A 19348-nucleotide genomic window follows, 5' to 3' on the forward strand; every position below is an offset into this window, starting at 1 on the left:
TTCCGCAGAACCGGCACGTGCCAGAATCCAGCCATGGACAGTACCGCCACCACCGCCCTCGATGCCCGCGTAGAACGGGTCTGCCGCCACCTGCAGACCAGCCTCGACGAACCCTCGCTGCAGGAGCTGGCCGACATCGCTGGCTGCAGCCCGACGCGCCTGCATCGCCTGTTCAAGCAGGCCACCGGGCTGACCCCCAAGCAGTACGCCGCCGCGCTGCGCGCCGACCGCCTGCGCACCGGGCTGGAACAACAGCAACGCATCACCGACGCCTTCCACGATGCTGGCTTCGGTTCCAGTGGACGCTTCTATGAGAACGCACCTAAGTTGCTGGGCATGACTCCCAAGCAATGGCGCGCAGGTGGTCGCGGCGAAGTCATCCACTTCGCGCTTGCCGAAAGCTCACTGGGCAGCGTGCTGGTGGCCAGCAGCGGGACCGGCGTGGTCGCGATCCTGCTCGGCGACGATCCGGAGACCCTGCTGCAGTCGCTGCAGCAACGCTTCCGCCAAGCCGAACTGGTCGGCGCCGACCAGGGCTATGAGCAACTGGTGGCACAGGTCGTAGGCCTGGTCGAGGATCCTTCGCGGGGCGCCACGCTGCCGCTGGACATCCGCGGCACCGCGTTCCAGCAACGGGTGTGGCAAGCGCTGCAGCAGATTCCGCGCGGGCAGACCGCGTCGTATGCGGATGTCGCCGCGCGCATCGGCGCCCCGCGCTCGAGCCGTGCCGTAGCCCGCGCATGCGCAAGCAACCCGCTGGCGGTGGCAGTGCCCTGCCACCGCGTGGTGCGCCGCGACGGCGACCTGTCCGGCTACGCCTGGGGCGTGGCCCGCAAGCGCGAACTGCTACGCCGCGAAAAGGCCTCGACTGCCTGAGGTGGGTGCCGACCTTGGTCGGCGCCCAGCTTCCGGTAGGTGCCGACCTTGGTTGGCACACCGCCAAGCCCTCAATCCAGCTTCACCACCAGCTTGCCGAAGTTGCGCCCCTGCAACAGCCCGAAGAACGCCTCCGGTGCATTCTCCAGTCCTTCCACCACATCCTCGCGGTACTGGATGCGGCCTTCGCGCAGCCACTGCGGCATCTCGCGTTCGAAGTCCGGCCACAGGTGGTTGAAGTCGTGCACGATGAAACCACGCACGGTCAAGCGCTGACGCAGGATCTGGCTGAACAGCGCCGGCAGGCGGTCCGGACCGGGCTGCTCGACGCCGCGGTCGTTGTAGGTGGCAATGGTGCCGCATACCGGAATGCGAGCGAAGTCGTTGAGCAGCGGCAGCACCGCATCCAGCACATGGCCGCCGACGTTCTCGAAGTAGACGTCGATGCCCGCAGGCACCGCCGCGCGCAGCTGGTCCGCAAAATCAGCGGCGCGATGGTCCAGCGCCACGTCCACGCCCAGCGTCTGCAGGTAGGCACGCTTGGCCTCACCGCCGGCGATGGCGACCACGCGTGCGCCCTGCAGCTTGGCCAGCTGGGCCACGGTCGCCCCGACCGGGCCGCTCGCTGCGGCGACCACCAGCGTCTCGCCCGGCTTCAAACGGGCGATTTCATGCAGGCTGGAATAGGCAGTGAATCCGGGCATGCCGTACACGCCCAGCGCCGTGCTCAATGGCAGGCCGGCGGGATCGAGTCGACGTGCCAGCGCAGTCGCAGGCAGCACCGCGTGGGTCTGCCAGCCACCTGGCGCCAGCACCAGATCCCCCACCGCTACCCCTTCGGCGTTGGACTGCAGCACCTCGGCCACGGTCTGACCCTCCATCACCGCGCCGACCGCCACCGGCGGGGCGTAGGACGGGCCTTCGTCCATGCGTCCGCGCATGTAAGGGTCCAATGACAGGTAGCGGTTGCGCAGCAACACTTCGCCCGGCCCGGGCGCCGGCAGCGTGGCCTGCTCCAGACGGAAATTGCCGGCGGTCGGTGCGCCCTGTGGACGCGAGGCCAGCACGATGCGGGAAGTAGTCGAAGAAGCGGTCATGGCGACGGACTCTGCTGTTGCCAGCATCAGGAAAGGAGCGTCGACACTACGCCGCTGCGGGCGGCGCCAGCGGCCACGAAAACAGCGTTCCATTGCCCGTACCCGCGCGGGTCCGGCGCAACCCTTGCCCTTGCAGCTTTGGCGATCGCGGCGACCTGCTGATTTCCATCGCAGACGATGATCGATTGGCCACGCCCCGCCCCACAACGGAGGATCAAGCACTTGCGAGCGCGCAGACGGCAATGTGAAGAAATCTTGGCAAAACGCTTGCCGAAGGCAGCCGACCTCCGTAATATACGCGTCCTTGGCAGCGACCTCGCTGTAACGAAACATGTGGCCGAGTAGCTCAGTTGGTAGAGCAGGGGATTGAAAATCCCCGTGTCGGCGGTTCGATTCCGTCTTCGGCCACCATTTTCGAAGGCCTGCAGAAATGCGGGTCTTTTTTTTCCGGAAACCGGGTTTGATCACGGTTGCCACACAATTTGGCCGAGTAGCTCAGTTGGTAGAGCAGGGGATTGAAAATCCCCGTGTCGGCGGTTCGATTCCGTCTTCGGCCACCATCTTTCGAGACCTGCAGAAATGCAGGTCTTTTTTTGTCTGCGATCTGCCATCCTCGCAAGGCGTGGATCCAGGCCCGGCCAGCGCCGCCTGGTTGACGAAACATTTACACCACCTCACGCCGTGCCACCTACGCTCCAGACTCCTGTCTGGAGCCGCCCATGCATCTTCGCCCTGCCCTGCTCGCCTGCCTGCTGCTGGCCACCCTGCCGGTGATCGCCGCCGAGCCGGTGCGCGCGGTCGACACGCTGGACATCGATCGCTATGCCGGTCAGTGGCACGAGATCGCGCATCTTCCGGTGTCGTTCCAGAAGCAGTGCGTTGGCGAGATCACCGCCAACTACGGGCTGCGCCGCGATGGCCGCATCAGTGTCACCAATGCCTGCCGCAACGGCGACGGAGAACGCGTGGTTGCTGAAGGCGTGGCACGCCCGGTTGCCGGCCATCCCGGCCAACTGCAGGTGCGCTTCGTTCCCGACTGGCTGAGCTGGGTGCCCCTGGTCTGGGCCGATTACTGGGTGCTGGCACTGGACCCGGATTACCAGTGGGCGCTGGTCGGTGAACCCGACCGGAAATACCTGTGGATCCTTTCGCGCCTGCCGGAAATGGATCGCAGCCGGTTCGAACAGTTGAAAGCGAAGGCCGAAGCAATGGGCTACGACCTCAAGCCGCTGCGCTTGATGGCCCCCCTGCGCGACACGCCTGCCGACTGAATCGCCCCGCATACGGCGCACTGCGCGCGACCGATCCGGCGCCACGCACGCCCGGCCGCCATCTTCACGCGCTACCCTCTGCGACGGGTCGCCACAGGCGATCCAAACGACCATACGCCGTAGTATGCTTATCCAACGCACCCCTTCAGAGGACCTGCGCCCATGCTCCACCGTTTCCGTATCGCCTTGATCGTCCTGTGCACCCTCGCCCTTGTTGCCTGCAACAACGGCATCGTCAAGCGTGTTTCGGAACCGGCGGCCAGCCTGCAGCAGCTGACCGTGCGCGCCGACGGCAACTGGACCGTGGCCCTGCGCCTGCAGAACTACAGCTCGATGCCGATGACCTTCGATGACGTCTCCCTGGCCCTGACCGTCGGCGACACCGAAGCCGGCACCCTGCAGGCCAAGCCCGGCATCTCCATCGGCGGCACCTCCGCCGACGTCATCAATGTCGACCTTGTGCCCAGCTCGGCCGCACGCCTGGTGGTGGCCGATGCGCTGGCTGGCAATCGTACCCTCGCTTATGGCCTGAAGGGTTCGGTGGCGGCCACGCCGCAGGAAAAGAAGCAGCGCAGCTTCGACATCAGCAGCCGCAGCACCCTCAACCAGGCCCCGGGCCTGCCGGGCGTGCTGCGCTGACTCCACTTTCCGCCGCGGCGCCTGCCGCCGCTCCCCCTGCCCCTGATCGAGACGTACCTGATGAGCAGCTACACCGCCCCGCTTTCCGACCTCCGTTTCGGCCTGCACGACGTGCTCAAGGTCGAACCCCTGTTCGCCCGCCTGGGCTTCACCGACGCCACCGCCGACGTGGTCGATGCCGTGCTGGAAGAAGCCGGCCGTTTCAGCGCCACCGTGCTGGCACCGCTCAACAGCGTCGGCGATGAGATCGGCTGCGTGCTCGACCAGGCCAGCGGCGAAGTGACCACCCCGCCCGGCTTCAAGCAGGCCTATGACCAGTTCGTGGACGGCGGCTGGACCGGCCTGACCGCCGCACCGGAACTGGGCGGACAGGGCCTCCCGCACACCCTGGGCGTGCCGCTCAACGAAATGATCAATGCCGCCAATCTCGCCTGGGGCAATTTCCCGCTGCTCTCGCACGGCGCCATCGAAGCACTGAAGCAGCACGGCGAAGCATGGCAGCACGAGGCCTTCCTGAAGCCGCTGATCGAAGGCCGCTGGACCGGCACCATGTGCCTGACCGAACCGCACTGCGGCACCGACCTGGGCCTGCTCAAGACCAAGGCCGAGCCGAACGCCGACGGCAGCTATTCGATCACCGGCACCAAGATCTTCATCACTGCCGGCGAGCACGACCTGACCGGCAACATCGTGCACCTGGTGCTGGCCAAGCTGCCTGATGCGCCCCCGGGTGCGAAGGGCATTTCGCTGTTCGTCACCCCGAAATTCAAGGTCGACCGCGATGGCAACGTCGGCGAGCGCAACGCGCTGCGCTGTGGCTCGATCGAACACAAGATGGGCATCAAGGGTTCGGTCACCTGCGTGATGAACTTCGATGGTGCACAGGGCTACCTGGTTGGCCAGCCGCACAAGGGCCTGCAGGCCATGTTCACCATGATGAACACTGCTCGCCTGGGTGTCGGCCTACAGGGCATCGGCCTGTCCGAGCGCGCCTACCAGAACGCGCTGAAATACAGCCGCGAGCGCCTGCAGTCGCGCTCGCTCAGCGGCGCCAAATTCCCGGACAAGCCGGCCGATCCGATCCTGGTGCACCCGGATGTGCGGCGCATGCTGCTGACCATCAAGTCGCTGGTCGAAGGCAGCCGCCTGCTGGCACTGCACGCGGCCACCCTGATCGACGTCGCCCACCACGCCGACGATGCCGCCGAGCGTGAGCGCGCTGACACCCTGGTGAGCTTCCTGACCCCGATCTCCAAGGCCTGCCAGACCGAATGGGGCATCGAGAACACCTACAACGCCCTGCAGTGCTTCGGCGGCCACGGCTACATCCGCGAACACGGCATGGAGCAGCTGGCCCGCGATGCGCGCATCACCACGCTGTATGAAGGCACCACCGGCATCCAGGCGCTGGACCTGATCGGTCGCAAGACCGCGTCCAGCCAGGGTGCCGGCCTGAAGCTGATGCTGGCCGAGATCGAGGCGTTCGCCAAGGCCAACGAGGGCGACGAAGCGCTGGCGGAGTTCATCGGCCCGCTGCGCGCCAAGGCCGCCGAATGGGGCAAGCTGACCATGGATGTGCTGCAGCGTTCGGCCGCCAATCCGGACGAACTCGGCGCGGCCAGCTACGACTACCTGTTCTATTCGGGTTACGTGGTGCTGGCCTACTGGTGGGCCCGCAGCGTGGCCGCCGCCGATGCCAGCGCGCATGGCGCCGCCTTCGCCCAGGGCAAGCGCGAAACCGCACGGTTCTACTTCGCCCGCGTGTTGCCGCGCACGCTCAGCCACGCCGCCGCGATCCAGGCCGGCGCCGCCCCGCTGATGGCGATGGACGACGAACGCTTCGGCGCCTGAGCCGGGCTGCCGCCCGGCACCCGCAGCAGCCAAGGCTGGAGCTAAAGCAACAGCAACAGCTGGCTTCCTGCGGGATGGCAGGGCGGGTCCGATTGCGGGGGACGGCGCAAGTACGTTCTTGTAGCCTCGATCGCCGCTTGCTCGTGTGCGCAGTCCTGCGCACACGGCAAGACCGGGGTTGGGCGTCCTGCCCAACCCGCCCGAGGCATGCCTCGGGCCCATGCGGCTCACGCCCCCCGCAACCGGACCCACCCCGCCCTCGACAGATTTCTGCTGCTGGTGGGTGTCGACCTTGGTCGACACGGTAGATCCACGCCACGCGTGGATGGAAACACCCAGAATCCATCTGGAGAAGAGCCCCCTTTTGTTAAAGGGGGCGCGCCAAAGGCGCGGGGATTAGGAGGAATGCGTGGACCTGAATGTTGACGATTTGCGTATCGCCGACAGGCGATACACAAATCGTCAACATTCAGGTATAAGCTGTTCTCCCGATGGAGACAGACACTACACGCTTGGGTCTGATCGAAGCCGGAGCTCCGATTTCTGCTCCGGGCGCCGAAGCATCGCCCAACGCCACGACGCTGCATCGCCCCGGTTCGGTCCGGCTGCTCTCGCTTGATGCCCACGGACGCGTACTGGACTGGATCACCTGGCAGGATGCTGCCTGCCTCTACGCCCGCGAAGCCGTCGCCTGGACACTCGGCGATCCCTGCCTGCACATCCACGGCGGCACCAACCGCTTCAGCGGCCTGCAGAGCGGCATGGACCTGCACCCGATCATCGCCGCCCGCGGTCACGCCCGCTCCCGCGCGATCGATCCCACACCGAACCTGACCAACCCGGCCCTGTTCGCCCGCGACGCCCACCTGTGCATGTACTGCGGCCAGCAGTTCGGTCGCCCCACGCTCACCCGCGACCACGTCATGCCGCTGTCCAAGGGCGGCCTGGACTGCTGGGAAAACGTGGTCACCGCCTGCTTCCACTGCAACTCGCGCAAGAGCGACCGCACGCCCCAGCAGGCCGGCATGCCGCTGCTGGCGGTGCCCTACCGGCCCAGCTGGATCGAGCACCTGATCCTGTCCAACCGCAACATCCTGGCCGACCAGATGGCCTTCCTGAAGGCGCAATTACCCAAGCGGTCAAAACTGAGCACCTGAATCGCCGAAAATGCAACCCTCACCGTCCTGTCACGGACGGCGGCGTTTGCTTGCCCCACCCCCGTTTGAGGGCGAAAATGGGCGTTCAGAACAAGTGCGAACATGATGATCGACTCTGCCCGCTATCCCCGCCTCGCGCGCATCCAGACACCGGATGACCTGCGCACGTTCGACGAATCCGAATTGACGGCGGTCGCCGATGAACTGCGCGCCTACCTGATCGAATCGGTGGGCAAGAGCGGCGGCCACTTCGCCGCCGGCCTGGGCGTGATCGAACTCACCGTGGCCCTGCACTACCTGTACCAGACCCCGGTCGATCAGCTGGTCTGGGATGTCGGTCACCAGACCTATCCGCACAAGATCCTCACCGGTCGCCGCGACGAGATCCATACCGTCAAACAGAAGGACGGCGTCGCGCCTTTCCCGAAGCGCGAGGAAAGCGAGTACGACACCTTCGGCGTCGGCCACTCTTCGACCTCGATCTCGGCCGCGCTCGGCATGGCCATCGCCCGCCAGTCCGAAGGCGACGACCGCAAGGTCGTGGCGGTGATCGGTGACGGCGCGATGACCGCCGGCATGGCGTTCGAGGCGCTGATGCATGCCGGTGGCATGGAGCCCGAGCCGAACTTGCTGGTGATCCTCAACGACAACAACATGTCGATCTCCGAAGCGGTTGGCGGCCTGACCAAGATGCTCGGCCGCGCCACCGGCAGCCGCACGCTCAACGCACTGCGAGAAAGCGGCAAGAAAATCCTGGGCGACAAGAAGAACAATCCCGCGCGCTTCGTGAAGCGCTGGGAAGAACACTGGAAGGGCATGTTCGTGCCGTCCACGATGTTCGAGGAAATGGGCTTCCATTACACCGGCCCGATCGATGGCCACGACCTGCCGGCACTGCTGTCTGCGCTGAAGACCCTGCGCGCCTCCAAGGGTCCGAAGCTGCTGCACGTGATGACCACCAAGGGCAAGGGCTACGAGCCGGCCGAAGGCGACCAGATCGGTTACCACGCAGTGGGTCCGTTCGATCCGGACAAGGGCCTGGTGGCCAAGGCCGGCGCCAAGAAACCGACCTACACCGATGTGTTCAGCGACTGGTTGTGCGATGCCGCCGCCGCCGAGCCGCGCCTGTACGGCATCACCCCGGCGATGCGCGAAGGCTCCGGCCTGGTGCGTTTCAGCAAGGAATACCCGCAGCGCTATTTCGACGTGGCGATCGCCGAGCAGCACGCGGTCACCCTCGCCGCTGGCATGGCCACCCAGGGCGGCAAGCCGGTGGTGGCGATCTATTCCACCTTCCTGCAGCGCGCGTACGACCAGCTGGTGCACGACGTGGCGATCCAGGACCTGGACGTGCTGTTCGCGATCGACCGCGCCGGCGTGGTCGGCCCGGACGGCGCGACCCACGCCGGCAACCTCGACCTGAGCTTCCTGCGCTGCGTGCCGAACCTGGTGGTGATGGCACCGTCCAACGAAGCCGAGTGCCGGCAGATGCTCAGCACCGGCCTGCAGCACCCGGGCCCGGCCGCTGTACGCTATCCGCGTGGTACCGGCACCGGCGTGGCCGCCGGCAACGACCTGTCCACGCTGCCGATCGGCAAGGGCGAACTGCGCCTGCAGGGCAGCCGTATCGCCCTGCTCGCCTTCGGCAGCACCGTGGCTGCGGCCGAACAGGTCGGCCGCGAACTGGGCCTGAGCGTGGTCAACATGCGCTTCATCAAGCCGCTTGACCGCGAGCTGGTGCTGGCTGTCGCCGCCCAGCACGAGGGCCTGGTGACGATCGAAGACAACGTGGTGGCCGGTGGTGCCGGTTCCGGCGTCGGCGAGCTGCTCAATGCCGAGGGCGTGCAGCGCCCGATCCTGCACCTGGGCCTGCCCGACAGCTACCAGCACCACGCCAGCCGCGAGGACCTGCTGGCTGAAGCGGGTATCGATGCCGCCGGCATCCGCGCGGCAGTGCTCAAGCGCTGGCCGCAACTGGCGACCGGTACCCCGCCGCTGAGCGCGGCCGGCTGAGGCAGGCCAGCACCGCCTGGTGGATCCACGCACGGCGTGGGTCTACTGCGGACCGGAGTATATCCACGCCATGCGTGGATGGCGGAACCCCGAAAACGCGCCCCGGCCCTCAGCCGTAGCTGACCGCCTCCACGAATGCACCACTGGCCTCCACGCGCACCGCAGCGCGCTGCCCGGTATCGACAAAGTGCAGGCGTGCGAGGGTTTCGGCGAAATCGTAGGCGCGGGCGCCATCACGGAACTCGATCGGCTCCGGCCTGTCCGGGTGCAGTACGCGCCATTGGCGCTGTTCGCATTGCAGGCGGATCAACATGCGGCTCACTCCTTGAGGCAGCGTATCGACGTTGGCGTACCACCGCACCGATACCGGCACGGACTGTCGTTGCAGATCAGGGACACCCGAAGACTCCCTGATCGCAGAAGATACGTTGTTCAAAATGTGAGCTGTATCAGATTATTCTGATTTTCGAGGGGGACGCTCAGTTCACCTGGAACTGGCCCCGGCAACCATTGCTGACCCAGATGCCGCGACGGTCCCAGCCCCAGGTCTGGCCTTCGATGCAGGCGCTGCGCGAATCCTGGCGGACCATGCGCACGCCACGGCGGATGCGGGCTTCGCAGTACTCCTGGCGGCGGCCGTTGGAATGGCAGGTGACGACCTCGCCGCCACCCCAACCGTTGCCGTTGCCCCAACCGTTGCCGTTGCCCCAACCGCCGCCATTGCCCCAGCCCCCACCGCGGCGGTATTCGCCGACAAACTCGGCACGGCAACCCTGGGTGACCCATATCCCGTAGCGCGATTGGCCCCAGGTCTCACCCTCGACACACGGCGAACCCGACAACTGGCGGATCATCCGGGCCCGGCCTTCCAGACGGCACTCATTGCTGCGGTTCTTGATCGACTCGCAGCGCACGATGCCACTGCCTTGGCGACCGCCATAGCGATCATCGTCATAACCGTAGCCATAGCTCTGCGCCTGTGCGCCACCGGCGGCTGCCAGCATCGGCAACAGGGTGCAGGCCAGGGTGCGCCAGGGGAGTGCCTTGCCCATCGATATCTCCAGATGAATACGATGGCGCAAGCATCAGTGATTCCCGACGCGGCGCACAGGGGGCGCGCAACGACGGTTCTTTCCCCATTCAAACAACCCAACCGCGGCTGACCGCACCGGCGTCGCCTGGGCGTCATTCGACGATGAGCGCGTCCACGGCATTACCGAGTGCTTCGACCCGCACCCGACTGGGCTGGCCGGTACGACGGTGGTGCTCCAGGGCCAGTGCGGCGGCGGCGTCGAACGCGTCGGCACCGCGCGCATAACGGGCGGCATCAGGCGCGTGCGGATCCAGCACGGACCAGTGCTGGTGGTTGCATCGGATAGTAATGACCATGAAAGGCTCCCGGGGGTTCGAAGATTCGTCGGCGGGTCCTACCGCCAGTGTCCCGTCAGGCTAGCGAGCGCCTCAGGAATGGCCTATCAGATTTGTACGAAAATGCCTCGGGATTCGGTCGGTCACCCCTGCCCTCACATCGCTGAGTCCATTTACCGAATTCATTTCGTGATCCTTGTCACGGAGTCAGCACGGCTTCACACTACTGTCACCAACAGGGGCCCCTTCCACATGCGCACCTTCTTTTTCCAGCAGCGTTCAACGCTTCTTAAGTTCTACTTCGTGGCCAGCTATCTGGTGCTGATCGAGGAACTGATCCGCGCCGTCGTGTAGAGAGCGCTTGCTGAAGGGTTATTTGCGACAGACACTGTCGCTTTAGGCACGGAGCCAGCCCGATGAAAGCACTTCTCCTGATTCCCGTCCTGATGCTCCTGGCCGCCTGCGCGAGCCAGGACAAGGCAGCTGCGCGCGCTGACGCGGCAGCGGCCGCGCCGGCCACACCGATGGTCGGCGGTGACCGCGACGCCCACGGCTGCATCGGCTCGGCCGGCTACCAGTGGTGCGAACACAGCCAGCGCTGCGAGCGTCCGTGGGAACTGGCCAAGGCCCACGGCCTGGCCAATACCGCCGAGGCCATCGATGCCTACTGTGCGAAGCCGGCCAGCCCGGCCCGCAAGTGAGCCGCAGGCGCCATGGCTGAGCTGAGCCCACTGCCGACCCTCGCACCGGGTCGCTATCGCCATTTCAAGGGCGGCGAGTACGAAGTGATCGACATCGTCCGCAGCAGCGAGACGCTGGAGCCACTGGTGCTGTATCGCGCCCTTTATGGCCAGGGCGGCCTGTGGGTGCGGCCGTACCCGATGTTCGTCGAACAGGTGCCCGGCGAACACGGGCCGCAACCCCGCTTCGCTCGGATCGACGATTGACCGGAAGCTGCCGGCCGCGGCCGGCAGCGCGGCGCGGCGCATCTGCAGGCCTGCGCTACAATCGTACCGTCCAGTCGGTTTCTTCCCATCATGTCCGCATCCCCCTCCCGCTCGCGCCGCAAGGCGCCCGACAGCGTGCGCCAGTCACTGCTGCAGGCCACCATTGAAGTGATCGGCCGAGATGGCCTGGCCGCATTGACCGTGCAGGACGTGGCCCACGCCGCCGGTGTCAGCAAGGGCGCGCTGTTCCACCACTTCAGCAGCAAGCAGGCACTGGTCGATGAAGCCATCGGCGCACTCATCGGCGAATTCGAAGCACGCGTGCGCGCCCTGCTGCTGCAGAGCGCACCTGGCCATGGCTGCTTCAGCCGTGCCTATGTGCAGGCCAACTTCGAACACCTGCTGCAGCAGGAAGAAGACAACGACATCGGCCTGACCCTCGGCAATCTGATGGAGCCGGCCCTGCTCGCGCATTGGCGCACCTGGAAGCGCGCCATGCTGGCCGAATTCCCTGACGAGGCCAACGATGCACGGTTGTATGCCGCGCGATGCGCCGCCGACGGCTACTGGGCTACCGCCTACGGCCGGCCGCTGGACGAAGAAGAGCGCCTCAACGCGCTGGCCATGGCCGAGCAGGCCCTGAAGTTGTGCGACCCGTTGTGAGCCGGAGCCTGCAATGAGCCCTTACGCCTGTCTTGCCGCTGCGATCGTGCTGGAAGTGATCGCCACCTCGCTGTTGAAGGCGTCCGATGGCATGAGCCGCCTGGCACCGACACTGGGCGCATTGGTCGGTTACGGCCTGTGCTTCTATCTGCTGTCAGTGACGATGAAGTCGATCCCCACCGGCATCGCCTATGCGATCTGGTCCGGTGTCGGCATCGTGCTGATCTCGCTGATCGGGCTGGTGGTCTTCAAGCAACGCCTGGATGTACCGGCGCTGATCGGCATCGGGCTGATCTGTGCGGGCGTGCTGGTGATCAACCTGTTCTCGCACAGCAGCGCACACTGAGCACGCTGCTGCGCGGTCAACGCTAGCTGACCTTCTTCGCTACGGTCATGCCGAGCAGGAACAGCACCACGGCGATGATGATGCCAGCCCAGAACAGGAACTTGGCGATGCCGACCGCGGCGCCGGCAATGCCGCCGAAACCGAGCACGCCCGCGATGACGCCGATGATGGCGAAGATGATGGCCCACTTGATCATGTCAATCCTTTCCCCACGGGGACTGCGTACTGGATGATCAGGCTAGGCCGTGGCCGATGCGGCAGTCGTGAACAGGCCGCGTGCGCGGCGTGAATCAGCGCGGCCGGAAGCGCAGCAGCGCCACCGCGAAAGCCAGGAACACGCTGCCCACCAGCCGCTCGAACCAGCGCCGTGCGAAGGGCTTGGCCAACCAGCGGCGCAGGCCATGGCCTCCGGCGGCATACATCACGTACCAGAACAGCTCGCAGGCAGCGAAGGTGGTGACAAGCACGCTGTACTGCAGCGCCTGGCCGCGCGACGGATCAACGAACTGCGGCAGGAACGCCGCTGCGAACAGCAGCAGCTTGGGGTTGCTCAGGCCCACCAGAAGACCGCCACGGAACACCGTCCACGCACCATGTACCGGCATCGTCGGCAGTGCGGCATCGGTCGTCACCGGCGGTGCAGGCCGGCAGCTGTCGCGCCACGCCTTCAGGCCCAGCCACGCCAGGTAGGCCACGCCCAGGTAGCGCAGCACATCGAACAGCATCGGCGAGGAATGCAGCAGCGCACTCAGGCCGGCCGCGGACGCTGCCAGCACCAGCAGCATCGCCAGCAGGCAACCGGCCATCGCCGGCACGCTGCCGCGGAAGCCGAGCCCGACGCTGCGGCCAAGGATATGCAGCATGTTCGGCCCAGGCGTACCGCACAGCACAAAGACCGTGGCCAGGAACCACCACCAGGTATGCAGGGCCATTTCTTCAGTCGCTCCAGGAAACCCCGCCAGCTTAAGCGGTTGCCACCATCAGCGGCACATACAGCGCGGCGTGGATACAAGGGTTACAGATCCCGGCCATCGGCACCCGGACGCCATCTGTGCTGCAATGACGGCCCCTGGCATGGAGCTGCGCATGAAAACCCTGGGCCTGATCGGCGGTATGAGCTGGGAAAGCTCGGCGCAGTACTACCGGCTCATCAACGAGGAGGTGCGGCAGCGCCTGGGAGGCGCGCATTCGGCGCAGCTGCTGCTGTGGTCGGTGGATTTCGCCGGCATCAAGCAGCTGCAGCACGACGGAGACTGGGATGCACTGGGCGACCACATGGTCGACGCCGCACGGCGGCTGCAGGCCGGCGGTGCTGACCTGCTGCTGATCTGCACCAACACGATGCACAAGCTGACCGACCGTATCGAGGCCGCCTGCCCGCTGCCGCTGCTGCATATCGCCGACCCGACCGCATCTGCCATCGTGCAGTCGGGCATACGCAGGGTGGGCCTGCTGGGCACCGCCTTCACCATGGAACAGGACTTCTACCGCGGCCGGCTGCAGGATCGCTTCGGCCTGGAGGTACTGGTCCCCGATGCCGATGATCGTCGCAGCGTGCACGACATCATCTACCAGGAACTGATCGCCGGCGTGGTCAGTGATCGCTCGCGACAGGTCTATGTCGACGTGATCGCACGCCTGGTCGAGCGCGGTGCCGAAGCGATCATCCTCGGTTGCACCGAGATCATGCTGCTGGTGCGAACGGAGGACAGCGCCGTGCCGCTGTTCGATACCACCACCCTGCATGCGCTGGCCGCGGTGGACGCGGCACTGGCCTGAACCGATACCGGACAGGGCCCGGAATCAGTCCGCGCCCTGCACTTCCAGCGCGGTGATGAGCCAATCGACCACCGCCTGCGAATCACACAGGAAGAAGATGGCATCGCCGGAGCGCGCTTCGGTAAGCAGCCGATAGACGGTGATCGCCACCGCCGATTGGTTGGCGATGAACACTTCCGGACTGCGCGGTCCTTCGCTGTGGCCGGCCTCGGCGTGCAACGCCTTGCGCGCAGCCACGGTGGCAGCCGGGTCTGCGCTGCGGGTCAGTTCCGGCCCGCGCAGGCCCCAGGCGATGAACACATGCTTGCCCTTGAACGTGGTGTCCAGGACCCGCACCTCGGCGCCGCCTGCGTCGGCCGAGCGATGAATGACGGTACTGCTGATCAACGCAACCCCCTGTGGTCGTCGTGGTCCGCGCATCGTCCTCCGCAGGCCGCCCGCACGCCAGTGACGACAGCCACAGGCTGTGCCGACAGGCGTGGGAGACATGTAAGAAGGTGTAAGCCGATGCGATCGGATGTGCAGCGATGATACGGGATGTAAGCCCCTGCATGGGCTGGCGCGCACTACTAAATCCCCACTGAGCCATCGCCGGAACGATCCGTTCCGGCAGCCCCGGGCTGGGCCATTCTTGCCACCCGTTCCCCACCCGAGGCTCCATATGACCCATCGCCTGCTGCTGCCGATCGCCGGCACCGCCCTTGCCCTGCTGCTGGCCGCCACCGCCGTGGCCGCCCAGGACTACGACACCGACCACATTCCACCGCTGCGCTGTGAGTCGCAGTTCAACAAGACCCAGCAGTGCCCGATCGAGGGCCGCATGCGCCTGGCAAAGCAGCTCTCGGTCACCCGCTGCGTCGAGGACAGGAACTGGGGCCAGAGCCGTCGCATGCTGTGGGTCACCGATGGCTGCCGCGCCGAGTTCGTTGCCGACGAACAGGGGCGCGGACGCTGGCCCGGGCGCGGCCGGGACCGCGACGATGACGGCGAACGCCTGGTCTGCGAGTCCTATGAAAAGAAGGAAAAGGAATGCCGCATCCGTATTCGTCGCGACGTGCGCCTGGTCAAACAGAAGTCGGTGACGACCTGCATCGAGGATCGCAACTGGGGCTGGGACCGCCACGGCGTGTGGGTCAGTGACGGTTGCCGTGCCGAGTTCCGGGTGTATTGACTGCCGAGCACGCGCTGGCTGCGGCGGGTAGGCATGCGTGCGGGACAGAGCCGATAGACTATGGCCTGTACATGGCAGGGAGCGCGACATGGAACGATGGTATCTGGCGACGCTGTTGGCGTTGATCCTGCATCAGATCGACGCTGCGTTCTGGCAGGAATGGGCCATGTTCCATGTGCCCGGTGGCATCCAGGGCTTCCTGCTGTTCAACCTGCTTGCGATCGGCTTCGTGCTTTGGGGTTATCGCCAGACCCTGCTGGGCACATCGTCGGCGCGCGGCCATGCGCTGGTTTGTGGCGCGCTCGGTATTGGCACGGCGCTGATCCATCTGGCGTTTGCCCTGTTCGGTCGCAATGAATTCCACCTGCCGCTGTCGATCGCCGTCCTGCTCGCCTGCTTTGTGTCGGGCGGCGGCCTGTTGCTGCAGCTGCGCCGGCGATGAACCGGACGTCCTCTTCCCCGCACCTGCGCGACAGCATTCCGCAGGACGCCGATGCCTTGATTGCGCTCGACAGCGTGGCCGCCATCGATCCAAGCCGGGCCATGCAGATCGGCGATTGGCTGGCACGCGGCGGCGTGCAGGTTGCCGAGCAGAACGGCAAGGTCGTCGGCTACCTGGTCATTCATCACCACTTCTTCGGCGAAGCCTTCATCGAAATGCTGATGGTGGCGCACGCACAGCGCGGCCAAGGCATCGGTACCGCACTGCTGCTCCAGGCCATCGCATTGCATGGCCGGCGCAAACTGTTCACCTCGACCAATGCCTCCAACATCGGCATGCAGCGCCTGCTCGCTGCGTCGGGCTTCATCGACAGCGGCATCGTACACGGATTGGACGAAGGCGACCCGGAGCTGATCTACCGCTTCGCGGGTGCATGATCTCCCTCTGCCGCACGCACAAAAAAGCCCACGCATCGCTGCGCAGGCTTCTTGGTTCATCACAGTGGTCGGGACGGCCGGATTCGAACCGACGACCCTCTGCCCCCCAGGCAGATGCGCTACCAGGCTGCGCTACGCCCCGACTGATGCTGCGATGTGCCCGCCAGTGCGGCGGGCCGTGAAGTATAGCGGATTACGATGGAAATGGGGTCAGCGGCGCAGCAACTGCAGCACTTCTTCCAGCTCCATGCGCACCTGCTTGATGATCTGGTTGCTCAATGCCGATTCCTCGCGGGCATCGGGGCCATCCAGACGCAGACGCGCACCACCGATGGTGTAGCCCTGTTCGTACAGCAGGCTGCGGATCTGCCGCACCATCAGCACGTCGTGGCGCTGATAGTAGCGACGGTTGCCTCGGCGCTTGGCCGGCTCAAGGCTGGGAAACTCGGTTTCCCAGTAGCGCAGGACGTGCGGCTTGACGTCGCACAGCTCGCTGACCTCACCAATGGTGAAGTAGCGCTTGGCCGGGATCGGCGGTAGTTCGCGGTTACTGCCCGGATCCAGCATAAGCTTCCACCCTCTCCTTGAGCTTCTGGCCCGGACGGAAGGTGACCACCGTACGGGCGGAAATCGGAATTTCCTCGCCGGTCTTGGGGTTGCGACCCGGGCGCTGGTTCTTGCGCCGCAGATCGAAATTACCGAAGCCCGACAGCTTCACCTGACGTCCCTGTTCCAATGCTTCACGCAGCACATCGAAAAACGCGTCGACGAATTCCTTGGCTTCCCGCTTGTTCAGACCGACTTCGTCGAACAGCTTTTCCGCCATCTCCGCCTTGGTCAATGCCATTGCCTGCTACCCCCGAGTGCTGCCCGCTCAGCCGCGGATCCGGGCGTGGTGTTCACGCTCGATGGCAGTGACCGCCTCGGCCACCACCGCATCCACGTCGCGGTCCGTCAGAGTGCGCGACTTGTCCTGCAAAATCAAGCCCATAGCGAGACTCTTGAATCCCGGCTCGACGCCCTGGCCGACATAGCGGTCGAACAGGTTCAGGTCGCGCAGCAGCGGCCCAGCGGCCTGGCGGACAGTCGCCGCCAGCTCGGCCCAGGCCACCTGCTCAGGCACCAGGAACGCCAGGTCGCGGCGCACCGCCGGGAAGCGCGACAGCTCGCCGGCACGCGGCAGGCGGCGGGCGGACAGCGGCTCCAGGTCCAGTTCGAAGGCATAGACATCGGCTTCGATGTCCATCGCCCTGGCCAGCCGCGGGTGGACCTGGCCGATCCAGCCGATCGCCACGCCGTCGCGGAACACCTCGGCCGAACGTGCCGGGTGACCGTAGGCACGGTCCGACGGGCGGAACTCCAGTACCGCGCCACTGGCGGCGGCCAGCGATTCCAGGTCGCCCTTCAGGTCATGGAAATCGACCTTGCGGGTCGGCAGGCCCCACTGCACCGCCTGCGCTTCACCGCAGACCGCAGCGGCCACGCGCGGGGTTTCCAGCGGTGCCGGTTGCCCGTCACCGGCCTGCCGGGCGAATACCCGACCAATCTCGAACAGGCGCACGCGGCCCAGCTGGCGGGCAGCGTTGCGACCGAGCGTGGCGACCAGGCCCGGCAGCAGCGACGGGCGCATCACCGCCAGTTCGGCCGACAGCGGGTTGGCCAGCGGCACCAGGTTGTCGCGCAGCTGCCACTGGGTCAGCAGCGCATCGTCGACGAAGGCGAAGTTCACGGTTTCCTGCTGGTCACGGGCGATCAGCTGGCGACGCACGCTCAGCGCGTCCAGTTGGGTCTCGCTCGGCATCGCCACGCGCGAGGCACCGCCCGGCAGCGTGGTCGGAATCTGCTCGTAGCCGTGGATGCGGGCCAGCTCTTCGATCAGGTCTTCCTCGATGGCGATGTCGAAACGGCGGCTCGGCGCCGTGACCTGCCAGCCATCGGCGGTCGCAACGACGTCCATGCCCAGCGCGCGGAGGATGCGTTCGACTTCGGCATCGTCGATGGTGATACCAAGCACGCGGGTGATGCGGGCGCGGCGCAGCACGATCGTCGCCGGCTTCGGCAGGTCGCCGGCGCGCACGGCCTCGGTGACCGCTGCCGGGGTACCGCCGGCCAGGTCCAGCACCAGGCGGGTGGCGTATTCGATGGCGGTGCGCGGCAGTGCCGGGTCGACGCCGCGCTCGAAGCGATGGCCGGCATCGGTGTGCAGACCCAGCTTGCGACCGCGGCCCATGATCGCGGCCGGAGCGAAGTGCGCGGCCTCCAGGAACACGGCGGTGGTGGCGTCGGTGACACGGGTGTCGAAGCCACCCATCAGGCCGGCCAGACCGACCGCACGATCGGCGTCGGTGACCACCAGGAAGCTGTCGTCCAGCGCGGCGTCGCGGCCGTCCAGCAGCTTCAGGCTCTCGCCGGCGCGCGAACGGCGCACGGCAATGCTGCCCTGCAGAGTACCGAGGTCGTAAGCATGCATCGGCTGGCCCAGCTCCAGCATCACGTACTGGGTGATGTCGACCAGCAACGAGACCGGGCGCACGCCACTGCGGCGCAGGCGCTCGGCCATCCACAGCGGAGTCTTGGCGGCGGCGTTGACACCTTCGATGACACGACCGAGGTAGCGCGGCGCCTCGGCGCCGGCATCGAGCTGGATGGCCAACTCACGGCTGCCGACGGCGGGAATCGCCTCGGCGGTGAAATCCAGCACGTCGCTGCGGGTGGCCGCGGCGACGTCGTAGGCGATACCGCGCAGGCTGAAGCAGTCGGCGCGGTTCGGGGTCAGCTTGATCTCGATGCTGGCGTCCGGCAGGCCCAGGTACTCGACCAGGGTCTGGCCGACCAGCGCGTCGTCCGGCAGTTCCAACAGGCCGGAGGCATCGTTGTCCAGGCCCAGCTCCTTGGCCGAGCACAGCATGCCGTTGGACTCGACGCCGCGCAGCTTGGCCGGCTTGATCTTCAGCTCACCGATCTGCGCACCGACCATCGCCAACGGCGCGACCAGGCCCGGGCGTGCGTTCGGTGCACCGCAGACGATCTGCAGCAGCTCGCCCTGCCCGGCATCGACCCTGCACACCTGCAGGCGGTCGGCCTCCGGGTGGCGCACCGCTTCGACGATGCGTGCCACGACCACGTGATCAAGGCCTTCGCCCAGCGCGGTCACTTCCTCCACTTCCAGGCCGATGGCGGTCAGCACCGCGCTCAGTTCTTCGCGCGATGCGCTGGTCGGGACGTGGCTGCGCAGCCAGTTTTCGGAGAATTTCATGGTGTCACCCTGGTGGGCCCGGCGCATGCGCCTGG

24 protein-coding genes and 3 tRNA genes are annotated in these 19348 nt (G+C 66.2%); 16 read left to right on the forward strand and 11 right to left on the reverse strand.

Translation table 11 applies throughout. The annotated features are described in order from the left end of the window. Positions 1–33: 33 nt before the first annotated feature. The gene (locus ACZK2G_RS15235) at positions 34–876 is read left to right on the forward strand and encodes a bifunctional transcriptional activator/DNA repair enzyme AdaA (RefSeq protein ID WP_478473764.1); all 843 of its coding nucleotides are present in this window, start codon (positions 34–36) and stop codon (positions 874–876) included. Positions 877–947: 71 nt separating this feature from the next. On the opposite strand, the gene ACZK2G_RS15240 is transcribed toward ACZK2G_RS15235, so the two are convergent. Continuing rightward, positions 948–1973, reverse strand: coding sequence for an NADP-dependent oxidoreductase (locus tag ACZK2G_RS15240; RefSeq protein ID WP_164159136.1), 1026 nt, complete (start codon positions 1971–1973; stop codon positions 948–950). Between the two features lie 335 nt (positions 1974–2308). Here ACZK2G_RS15240 and ACZK2G_RS15245 point away from each other — a divergent pair. The 7 genes from ACZK2G_RS15245 (at position 2309) to dxs (ending at position 8904) form a co-directional block, all read left to right on the forward strand. Next, positions 2309–2384: transfer RNA gene (locus tag ACZK2G_RS15245), tRNA-Phe, on the forward strand. A gap of 73 nt (positions 2385–2457) precedes the next feature. Continuing rightward, positions 2458–2533, forward strand: a tRNA-Phe gene (locus ACZK2G_RS15250). Between the two features lie 159 nt (positions 2534–2692). After that, positions 2693–3244, forward strand: a complete 552-nt coding sequence (locus ACZK2G_RS15255; RefSeq protein WP_478473765.1) for a lipocalin family protein — start codon at positions 2693–2695, stop codon at positions 3242–3244. Between the two features lie 162 nt (positions 3245–3406). After that, the gene (locus tag ACZK2G_RS15260) at positions 3407–3883 is read left to right on the forward strand and encodes an LEA/WHy family protein (protein WP_006380397.1); all 477 of its coding nucleotides are present in this window, start codon (positions 3407–3409) and stop codon (positions 3881–3883) included. A gap of 60 nt (positions 3884–3943) precedes the next feature. Beyond that, the gene (locus ACZK2G_RS15265) at positions 3944–5734 is read left to right on the forward strand and encodes an acyl-CoA dehydrogenase C-terminal domain-containing protein (RefSeq protein ID WP_337303133.1); all 1791 of its coding nucleotides are present in this window, start codon (positions 3944–3946) and stop codon (positions 5732–5734) included. Positions 5735–6225: 491 nt separating this feature from the next. Continuing rightward, positions 6226–6891, forward strand: coding sequence for an HNH endonuclease (locus tag ACZK2G_RS15270; protein ID WP_046985953.1), 666 nt, complete (start codon positions 6226–6228; stop codon positions 6889–6891). Between the two features lie 105 nt (positions 6892–6996). Continuing rightward, the gene (gene dxs, locus ACZK2G_RS15275) at positions 6997–8904 is read left to right on the forward strand and encodes a 1-deoxy-D-xylulose-5-phosphate synthase (protein WP_136639969.1); all 1908 of its coding nucleotides are present in this window, start codon (positions 6997–6999) and stop codon (positions 8902–8904) included. Positions 8905–9013: 109 nt separating this feature from the next. On the opposite strand, the gene ACZK2G_RS15280 is transcribed toward dxs, so the two are convergent. From ACZK2G_RS15280 to ACZK2G_RS15290, 3 genes are all read right to left on the reverse strand, one after another. Further along, positions 9014–9217 carry a hypothetical protein gene (locus ACZK2G_RS15280; protein ID WP_005417823.1) on the reverse strand — a complete coding sequence of 68 codons (204 nt, stop codon included), beginning with the start codon at positions 9215–9217 and terminating at the stop codon, positions 9014–9016. A 166-nt stretch (positions 9218–9383) separates the two neighbouring features. After that, a complete protein-coding gene (locus tag ACZK2G_RS15285) occupies positions 9384–9956 on the reverse strand; it encodes a DUF3011 domain-containing protein (RefSeq protein WP_478473767.1) in 573 nt (190 codons plus the stop codon). A gap of 133 nt (positions 9957–10089) precedes the next feature. Further along, the gene (locus tag ACZK2G_RS15290; protein WP_046983951.1) at positions 10090–10293 is read right to left on the reverse strand and encodes a hypothetical protein; all 204 of its coding nucleotides are present in this window, start codon (positions 10291–10293) and stop codon (positions 10090–10092) included. 395 nt (positions 10294–10688) lie between these two features. On the opposite strand from ACZK2G_RS15290, the gene ACZK2G_RS15295 reads away from it, so the two are divergent. The 4 genes from ACZK2G_RS15295 to ACZK2G_RS15310 all read left to right on the forward strand — a co-directional run bounded on the left by ACZK2G_RS15295 (position 10689) and on the right by ACZK2G_RS15310 (position 12228). Continuing rightward, positions 10689–10973 carry a hypothetical protein gene (locus ACZK2G_RS15295; RefSeq protein ID WP_136639967.1) on the forward strand — a complete coding sequence of 95 codons (285 nt, stop codon included), beginning with the start codon at positions 10689–10691 and terminating at the stop codon, positions 10971–10973. Positions 10974–10985: 12 nt separating this feature from the next. After that, positions 10986–11219: a DUF1653 domain-containing protein gene (locus ACZK2G_RS15300; protein ID WP_046983954.1), complete on the forward strand. Its 234-nt coding sequence runs from the start codon at positions 10986–10988 to the stop codon at positions 11217–11219. A gap of 90 nt (positions 11220–11309) precedes the next feature. Continuing rightward, on the forward strand, positions 11310–11882 hold the full coding sequence (locus ACZK2G_RS15305; RefSeq protein WP_046983955.1) for a TetR/AcrR family transcriptional regulator: 573 nt from the start codon (positions 11310–11312) through the stop codon (positions 11880–11882). A 13-nt stretch (positions 11883–11895) separates the two neighbouring features. Next, complete coding sequence (locus ACZK2G_RS15310) at positions 11896–12228, forward strand: SMR family transporter (protein ID WP_046983956.1); 333 nt, start codon at positions 11896–11898, stop codon at positions 12226–12228. A 22-nt stretch (positions 12229–12250) separates the two neighbouring features. On the opposite strand, the gene ACZK2G_RS15315 is transcribed toward ACZK2G_RS15310, so the two are convergent. After that, the gene (locus ACZK2G_RS15315; protein ID WP_006380555.1) at positions 12251–12424 is read right to left on the reverse strand and encodes a DUF1328 domain-containing protein; all 174 of its coding nucleotides are present in this window, start codon (positions 12422–12424) and stop codon (positions 12251–12253) included. Positions 12425–12518: 94 nt separating this feature from the next. Next, positions 12519–13160 carry a LysE family translocator gene (locus ACZK2G_RS15320; protein WP_136639965.1) on the reverse strand — a complete coding sequence of 214 codons (642 nt, stop codon included), beginning with the start codon at positions 13158–13160 and terminating at the stop codon, positions 12519–12521. Between the two features lie 142 nt (positions 13161–13302). On the opposite strand from ACZK2G_RS15320, the gene ACZK2G_RS15325 reads away from it, so the two are divergent. After that, positions 13303–14007, forward strand: coding sequence for an aspartate/glutamate racemase family protein (locus ACZK2G_RS15325; protein WP_308518121.1), 705 nt, complete (start codon positions 13303–13305; stop codon positions 14005–14007). A 24-nt stretch (positions 14008–14031) separates the two neighbouring features. Here ACZK2G_RS15325 and ACZK2G_RS15330 read toward each other — a convergent pair whose 3' ends face one another. Beyond that, complete coding sequence (locus tag ACZK2G_RS15330; RefSeq protein WP_046983958.1) at positions 14032–14427, reverse strand: hypothetical protein; 396 nt, start codon at positions 14425–14427, stop codon at positions 14032–14034. A gap of 241 nt (positions 14428–14668) precedes the next feature. Between ACZK2G_RS15330 and ACZK2G_RS15335 the strand changes: the two genes are divergently transcribed. The 3 genes from ACZK2G_RS15335 to ACZK2G_RS15345 all read left to right on the forward strand — a co-directional run bounded on the left by ACZK2G_RS15335 (position 14669) and on the right by ACZK2G_RS15345 (position 16057). Beyond that, positions 14669–15178: a DUF3011 domain-containing protein gene (locus ACZK2G_RS15335; RefSeq protein WP_478473769.1), complete on the forward strand. Its 510-nt coding sequence runs from the start codon at positions 14669–14671 to the stop codon at positions 15176–15178. Positions 15179–15266: 88 nt separating this feature from the next. Continuing rightward, the gene (locus tag ACZK2G_RS15340) at positions 15267–15620 is read left to right on the forward strand and encodes a DUF6713 family protein (RefSeq protein ID WP_428709614.1); all 354 of its coding nucleotides are present in this window, start codon (positions 15267–15269) and stop codon (positions 15618–15620) included. Then, the gene (locus ACZK2G_RS15345) at positions 15617–16057 is read left to right on the forward strand and encodes a GNAT family N-acetyltransferase (protein ID WP_478473770.1); all 441 of its coding nucleotides are present in this window, start codon (positions 15617–15619) and stop codon (positions 16055–16057) included. The genes ACZK2G_RS15340 and ACZK2G_RS15345 overlap by 4 nt, the downstream gene beginning before the upstream one ends. Positions 16058–16122: 65 nt before the next feature. Here ACZK2G_RS15345 and ACZK2G_RS15350 read toward each other — a convergent pair. The 4 genes from ACZK2G_RS15350 to pheT all read right to left on the reverse strand — a co-directional run bounded on the left by ACZK2G_RS15350 (position 16123) and on the right by pheT (position 19313). Then, a tRNA-Pro gene (locus tag ACZK2G_RS15350) sits at positions 16123–16199 on the reverse strand. Positions 16200–16267: 68 nt separating this feature from the next. After that, complete coding sequence (locus ACZK2G_RS15355) at positions 16268–16624, reverse strand: MerR family transcriptional regulator (protein ID WP_005410431.1); 357 nt, start codon at positions 16622–16624, stop codon at positions 16268–16270. Continuing rightward, positions 16605–16904 carry an integration host factor subunit alpha gene (locus tag ACZK2G_RS15360; RefSeq protein ID WP_005410432.1) on the reverse strand — a complete coding sequence of 100 codons (300 nt, stop codon included), beginning with the start codon at positions 16902–16904 and terminating at the stop codon, positions 16605–16607. The genes ACZK2G_RS15355 and ACZK2G_RS15360 overlap by 20 nt, the downstream gene beginning before the upstream one ends. A gap of 27 nt (positions 16905–16931) precedes the next feature. Continuing rightward, on the reverse strand, positions 16932–19313 hold the full coding sequence (gene pheT / locus ACZK2G_RS15365; protein WP_136639962.1) for a phenylalanine--tRNA ligase subunit beta: 2382 nt from the start codon (positions 19311–19313) through the stop codon (positions 16932–16934). Positions 19314–19348: the final 35 nt, after the last annotated feature.

This window comes from Stenotrophomonas sp. 107298_Sma (genome assembly GCF_056480345.1).

What these genes read in the sequence shown, in the direction of transcription:
- ACZK2G_RS15235 (WP_478473764.1), top strand. Translation starts at nt 34, where the DNA reads ATGGACAGTACCGCCACCACCGCCCTCGATGCCCGCGTAGAACGGGTC.
- ACZK2G_RS15240 (WP_164159136.1), bottom strand. Translation starts at nt 1,973, where the DNA reads ATGACCGCTTCTTCGACTACTTCCCGCATCGTGCTGGCCTCGCGTCCA.
- ACZK2G_RS15255 (WP_478473765.1), top strand. Translation starts at nt 2,693, where the DNA reads ATGCATCTTCGCCCTGCCCTGCTCGCCTGCCTGCTGCTGGCCACCCTG.
- ACZK2G_RS15260 (WP_006380397.1), top strand. Translation starts at nt 3,407, where the DNA reads ATGCTCCACCGTTTCCGTATCGCCTTGATCGTCCTGTGCACCCTCGCC.
- ACZK2G_RS15265 (WP_337303133.1), top strand. Translation starts at nt 3,944, where the DNA reads ATGAGCAGCTACACCGCCCCGCTTTCCGACCTCCGTTTCGGCCTGCAC.
- ACZK2G_RS15270 (WP_046985953.1), top strand. Translation starts at nt 6,226, where the DNA reads ATGGAGACAGACACTACACGCTTGGGTCTGATCGAAGCCGGAGCTCCG.
- dxs (WP_136639969.1), top strand. Translation starts at nt 6,997, where the DNA reads ATGATCGACTCTGCCCGCTATCCCCGCCTCGCGCGCATCCAGACACCG.
- ACZK2G_RS15280 (WP_005417823.1), bottom strand. Translation starts at nt 9,217, where the DNA reads ATGTTGATCCGCCTGCAATGCGAACAGCGCCAATGGCGCGTACTGCAC.
- ACZK2G_RS15285 (WP_478473767.1), bottom strand. Translation starts at nt 9,956, where the DNA reads ATGGGCAAGGCACTCCCCTGGCGCACCCTGGCCTGCACCCTGTTGCCG.
- ACZK2G_RS15290 (WP_046983951.1), bottom strand. Translation starts at nt 10,293, where the DNA reads ATGGTCATTACTATCCGATGCAACCACCAGCACTGGTCCGTGCTGGAT.
- ACZK2G_RS15295 (WP_136639967.1), top strand. Translation starts at nt 10,689, where the DNA reads ATGAAAGCACTTCTCCTGATTCCCGTCCTGATGCTCCTGGCCGCCTGC.
- ACZK2G_RS15300 (WP_046983954.1), top strand. Translation starts at nt 10,986, where the DNA reads ATGGCTGAGCTGAGCCCACTGCCGACCCTCGCACCGGGTCGCTATCGC.
- ACZK2G_RS15305 (WP_046983955.1), top strand. Translation starts at nt 11,310, where the DNA reads ATGTCCGCATCCCCCTCCCGCTCGCGCCGCAAGGCGCCCGACAGCGTG.
- ACZK2G_RS15310 (WP_046983956.1), top strand. Translation starts at nt 11,896, where the DNA reads ATGAGCCCTTACGCCTGTCTTGCCGCTGCGATCGTGCTGGAAGTGATC.
- ACZK2G_RS15315 (WP_006380555.1), bottom strand. Translation starts at nt 12,424, where the DNA reads ATGATCAAGTGGGCCATCATCTTCGCCATCATCGGCGTCATCGCGGGC.
- ACZK2G_RS15320 (WP_136639965.1), bottom strand. Translation starts at nt 13,160, where the DNA reads ATGGCCCTGCATACCTGGTGGTGGTTCCTGGCCACGGTCTTTGTGCTG.
- ACZK2G_RS15325 (WP_308518121.1), top strand. Translation starts at nt 13,303, where the DNA reads ATGGAGCTGCGCATGAAAACCCTGGGCCTGATCGGCGGTATGAGCTGG.
- ACZK2G_RS15330 (WP_046983958.1), bottom strand. Translation starts at nt 14,427, where the DNA reads ATGCGCGGACCACGACGACCACAGGGGGTTGCGTTGATCAGCAGTACC.
- ACZK2G_RS15335 (WP_478473769.1), top strand. Translation starts at nt 14,669, where the DNA reads ATGACCCATCGCCTGCTGCTGCCGATCGCCGGCACCGCCCTTGCCCTG.
- ACZK2G_RS15340 (WP_428709614.1), top strand. Translation starts at nt 15,267, where the DNA reads ATGGAACGATGGTATCTGGCGACGCTGTTGGCGTTGATCCTGCATCAG.
- ACZK2G_RS15345 (WP_478473770.1), top strand. Translation starts at nt 15,617, where the DNA reads ATGAACCGGACGTCCTCTTCCCCGCACCTGCGCGACAGCATTCCGCAG.
- ACZK2G_RS15355 (WP_005410431.1), bottom strand. Translation starts at nt 16,624, where the DNA reads ATGCTGGATCCGGGCAGTAACCGCGAACTACCGCCGATCCCGGCCAAG.
- ACZK2G_RS15360 (WP_005410432.1), bottom strand. Translation starts at nt 16,904, where the DNA reads ATGGCATTGACCAAGGCGGAGATGGCGGAAAAGCTGTTCGACGAAGTC.
- pheT (WP_136639962.1), bottom strand. Translation starts at nt 19,313, where the DNA reads ATGAAATTCTCCGAAAACTGGCTGCGCAGCCACGTCCCGACCAGCGCA.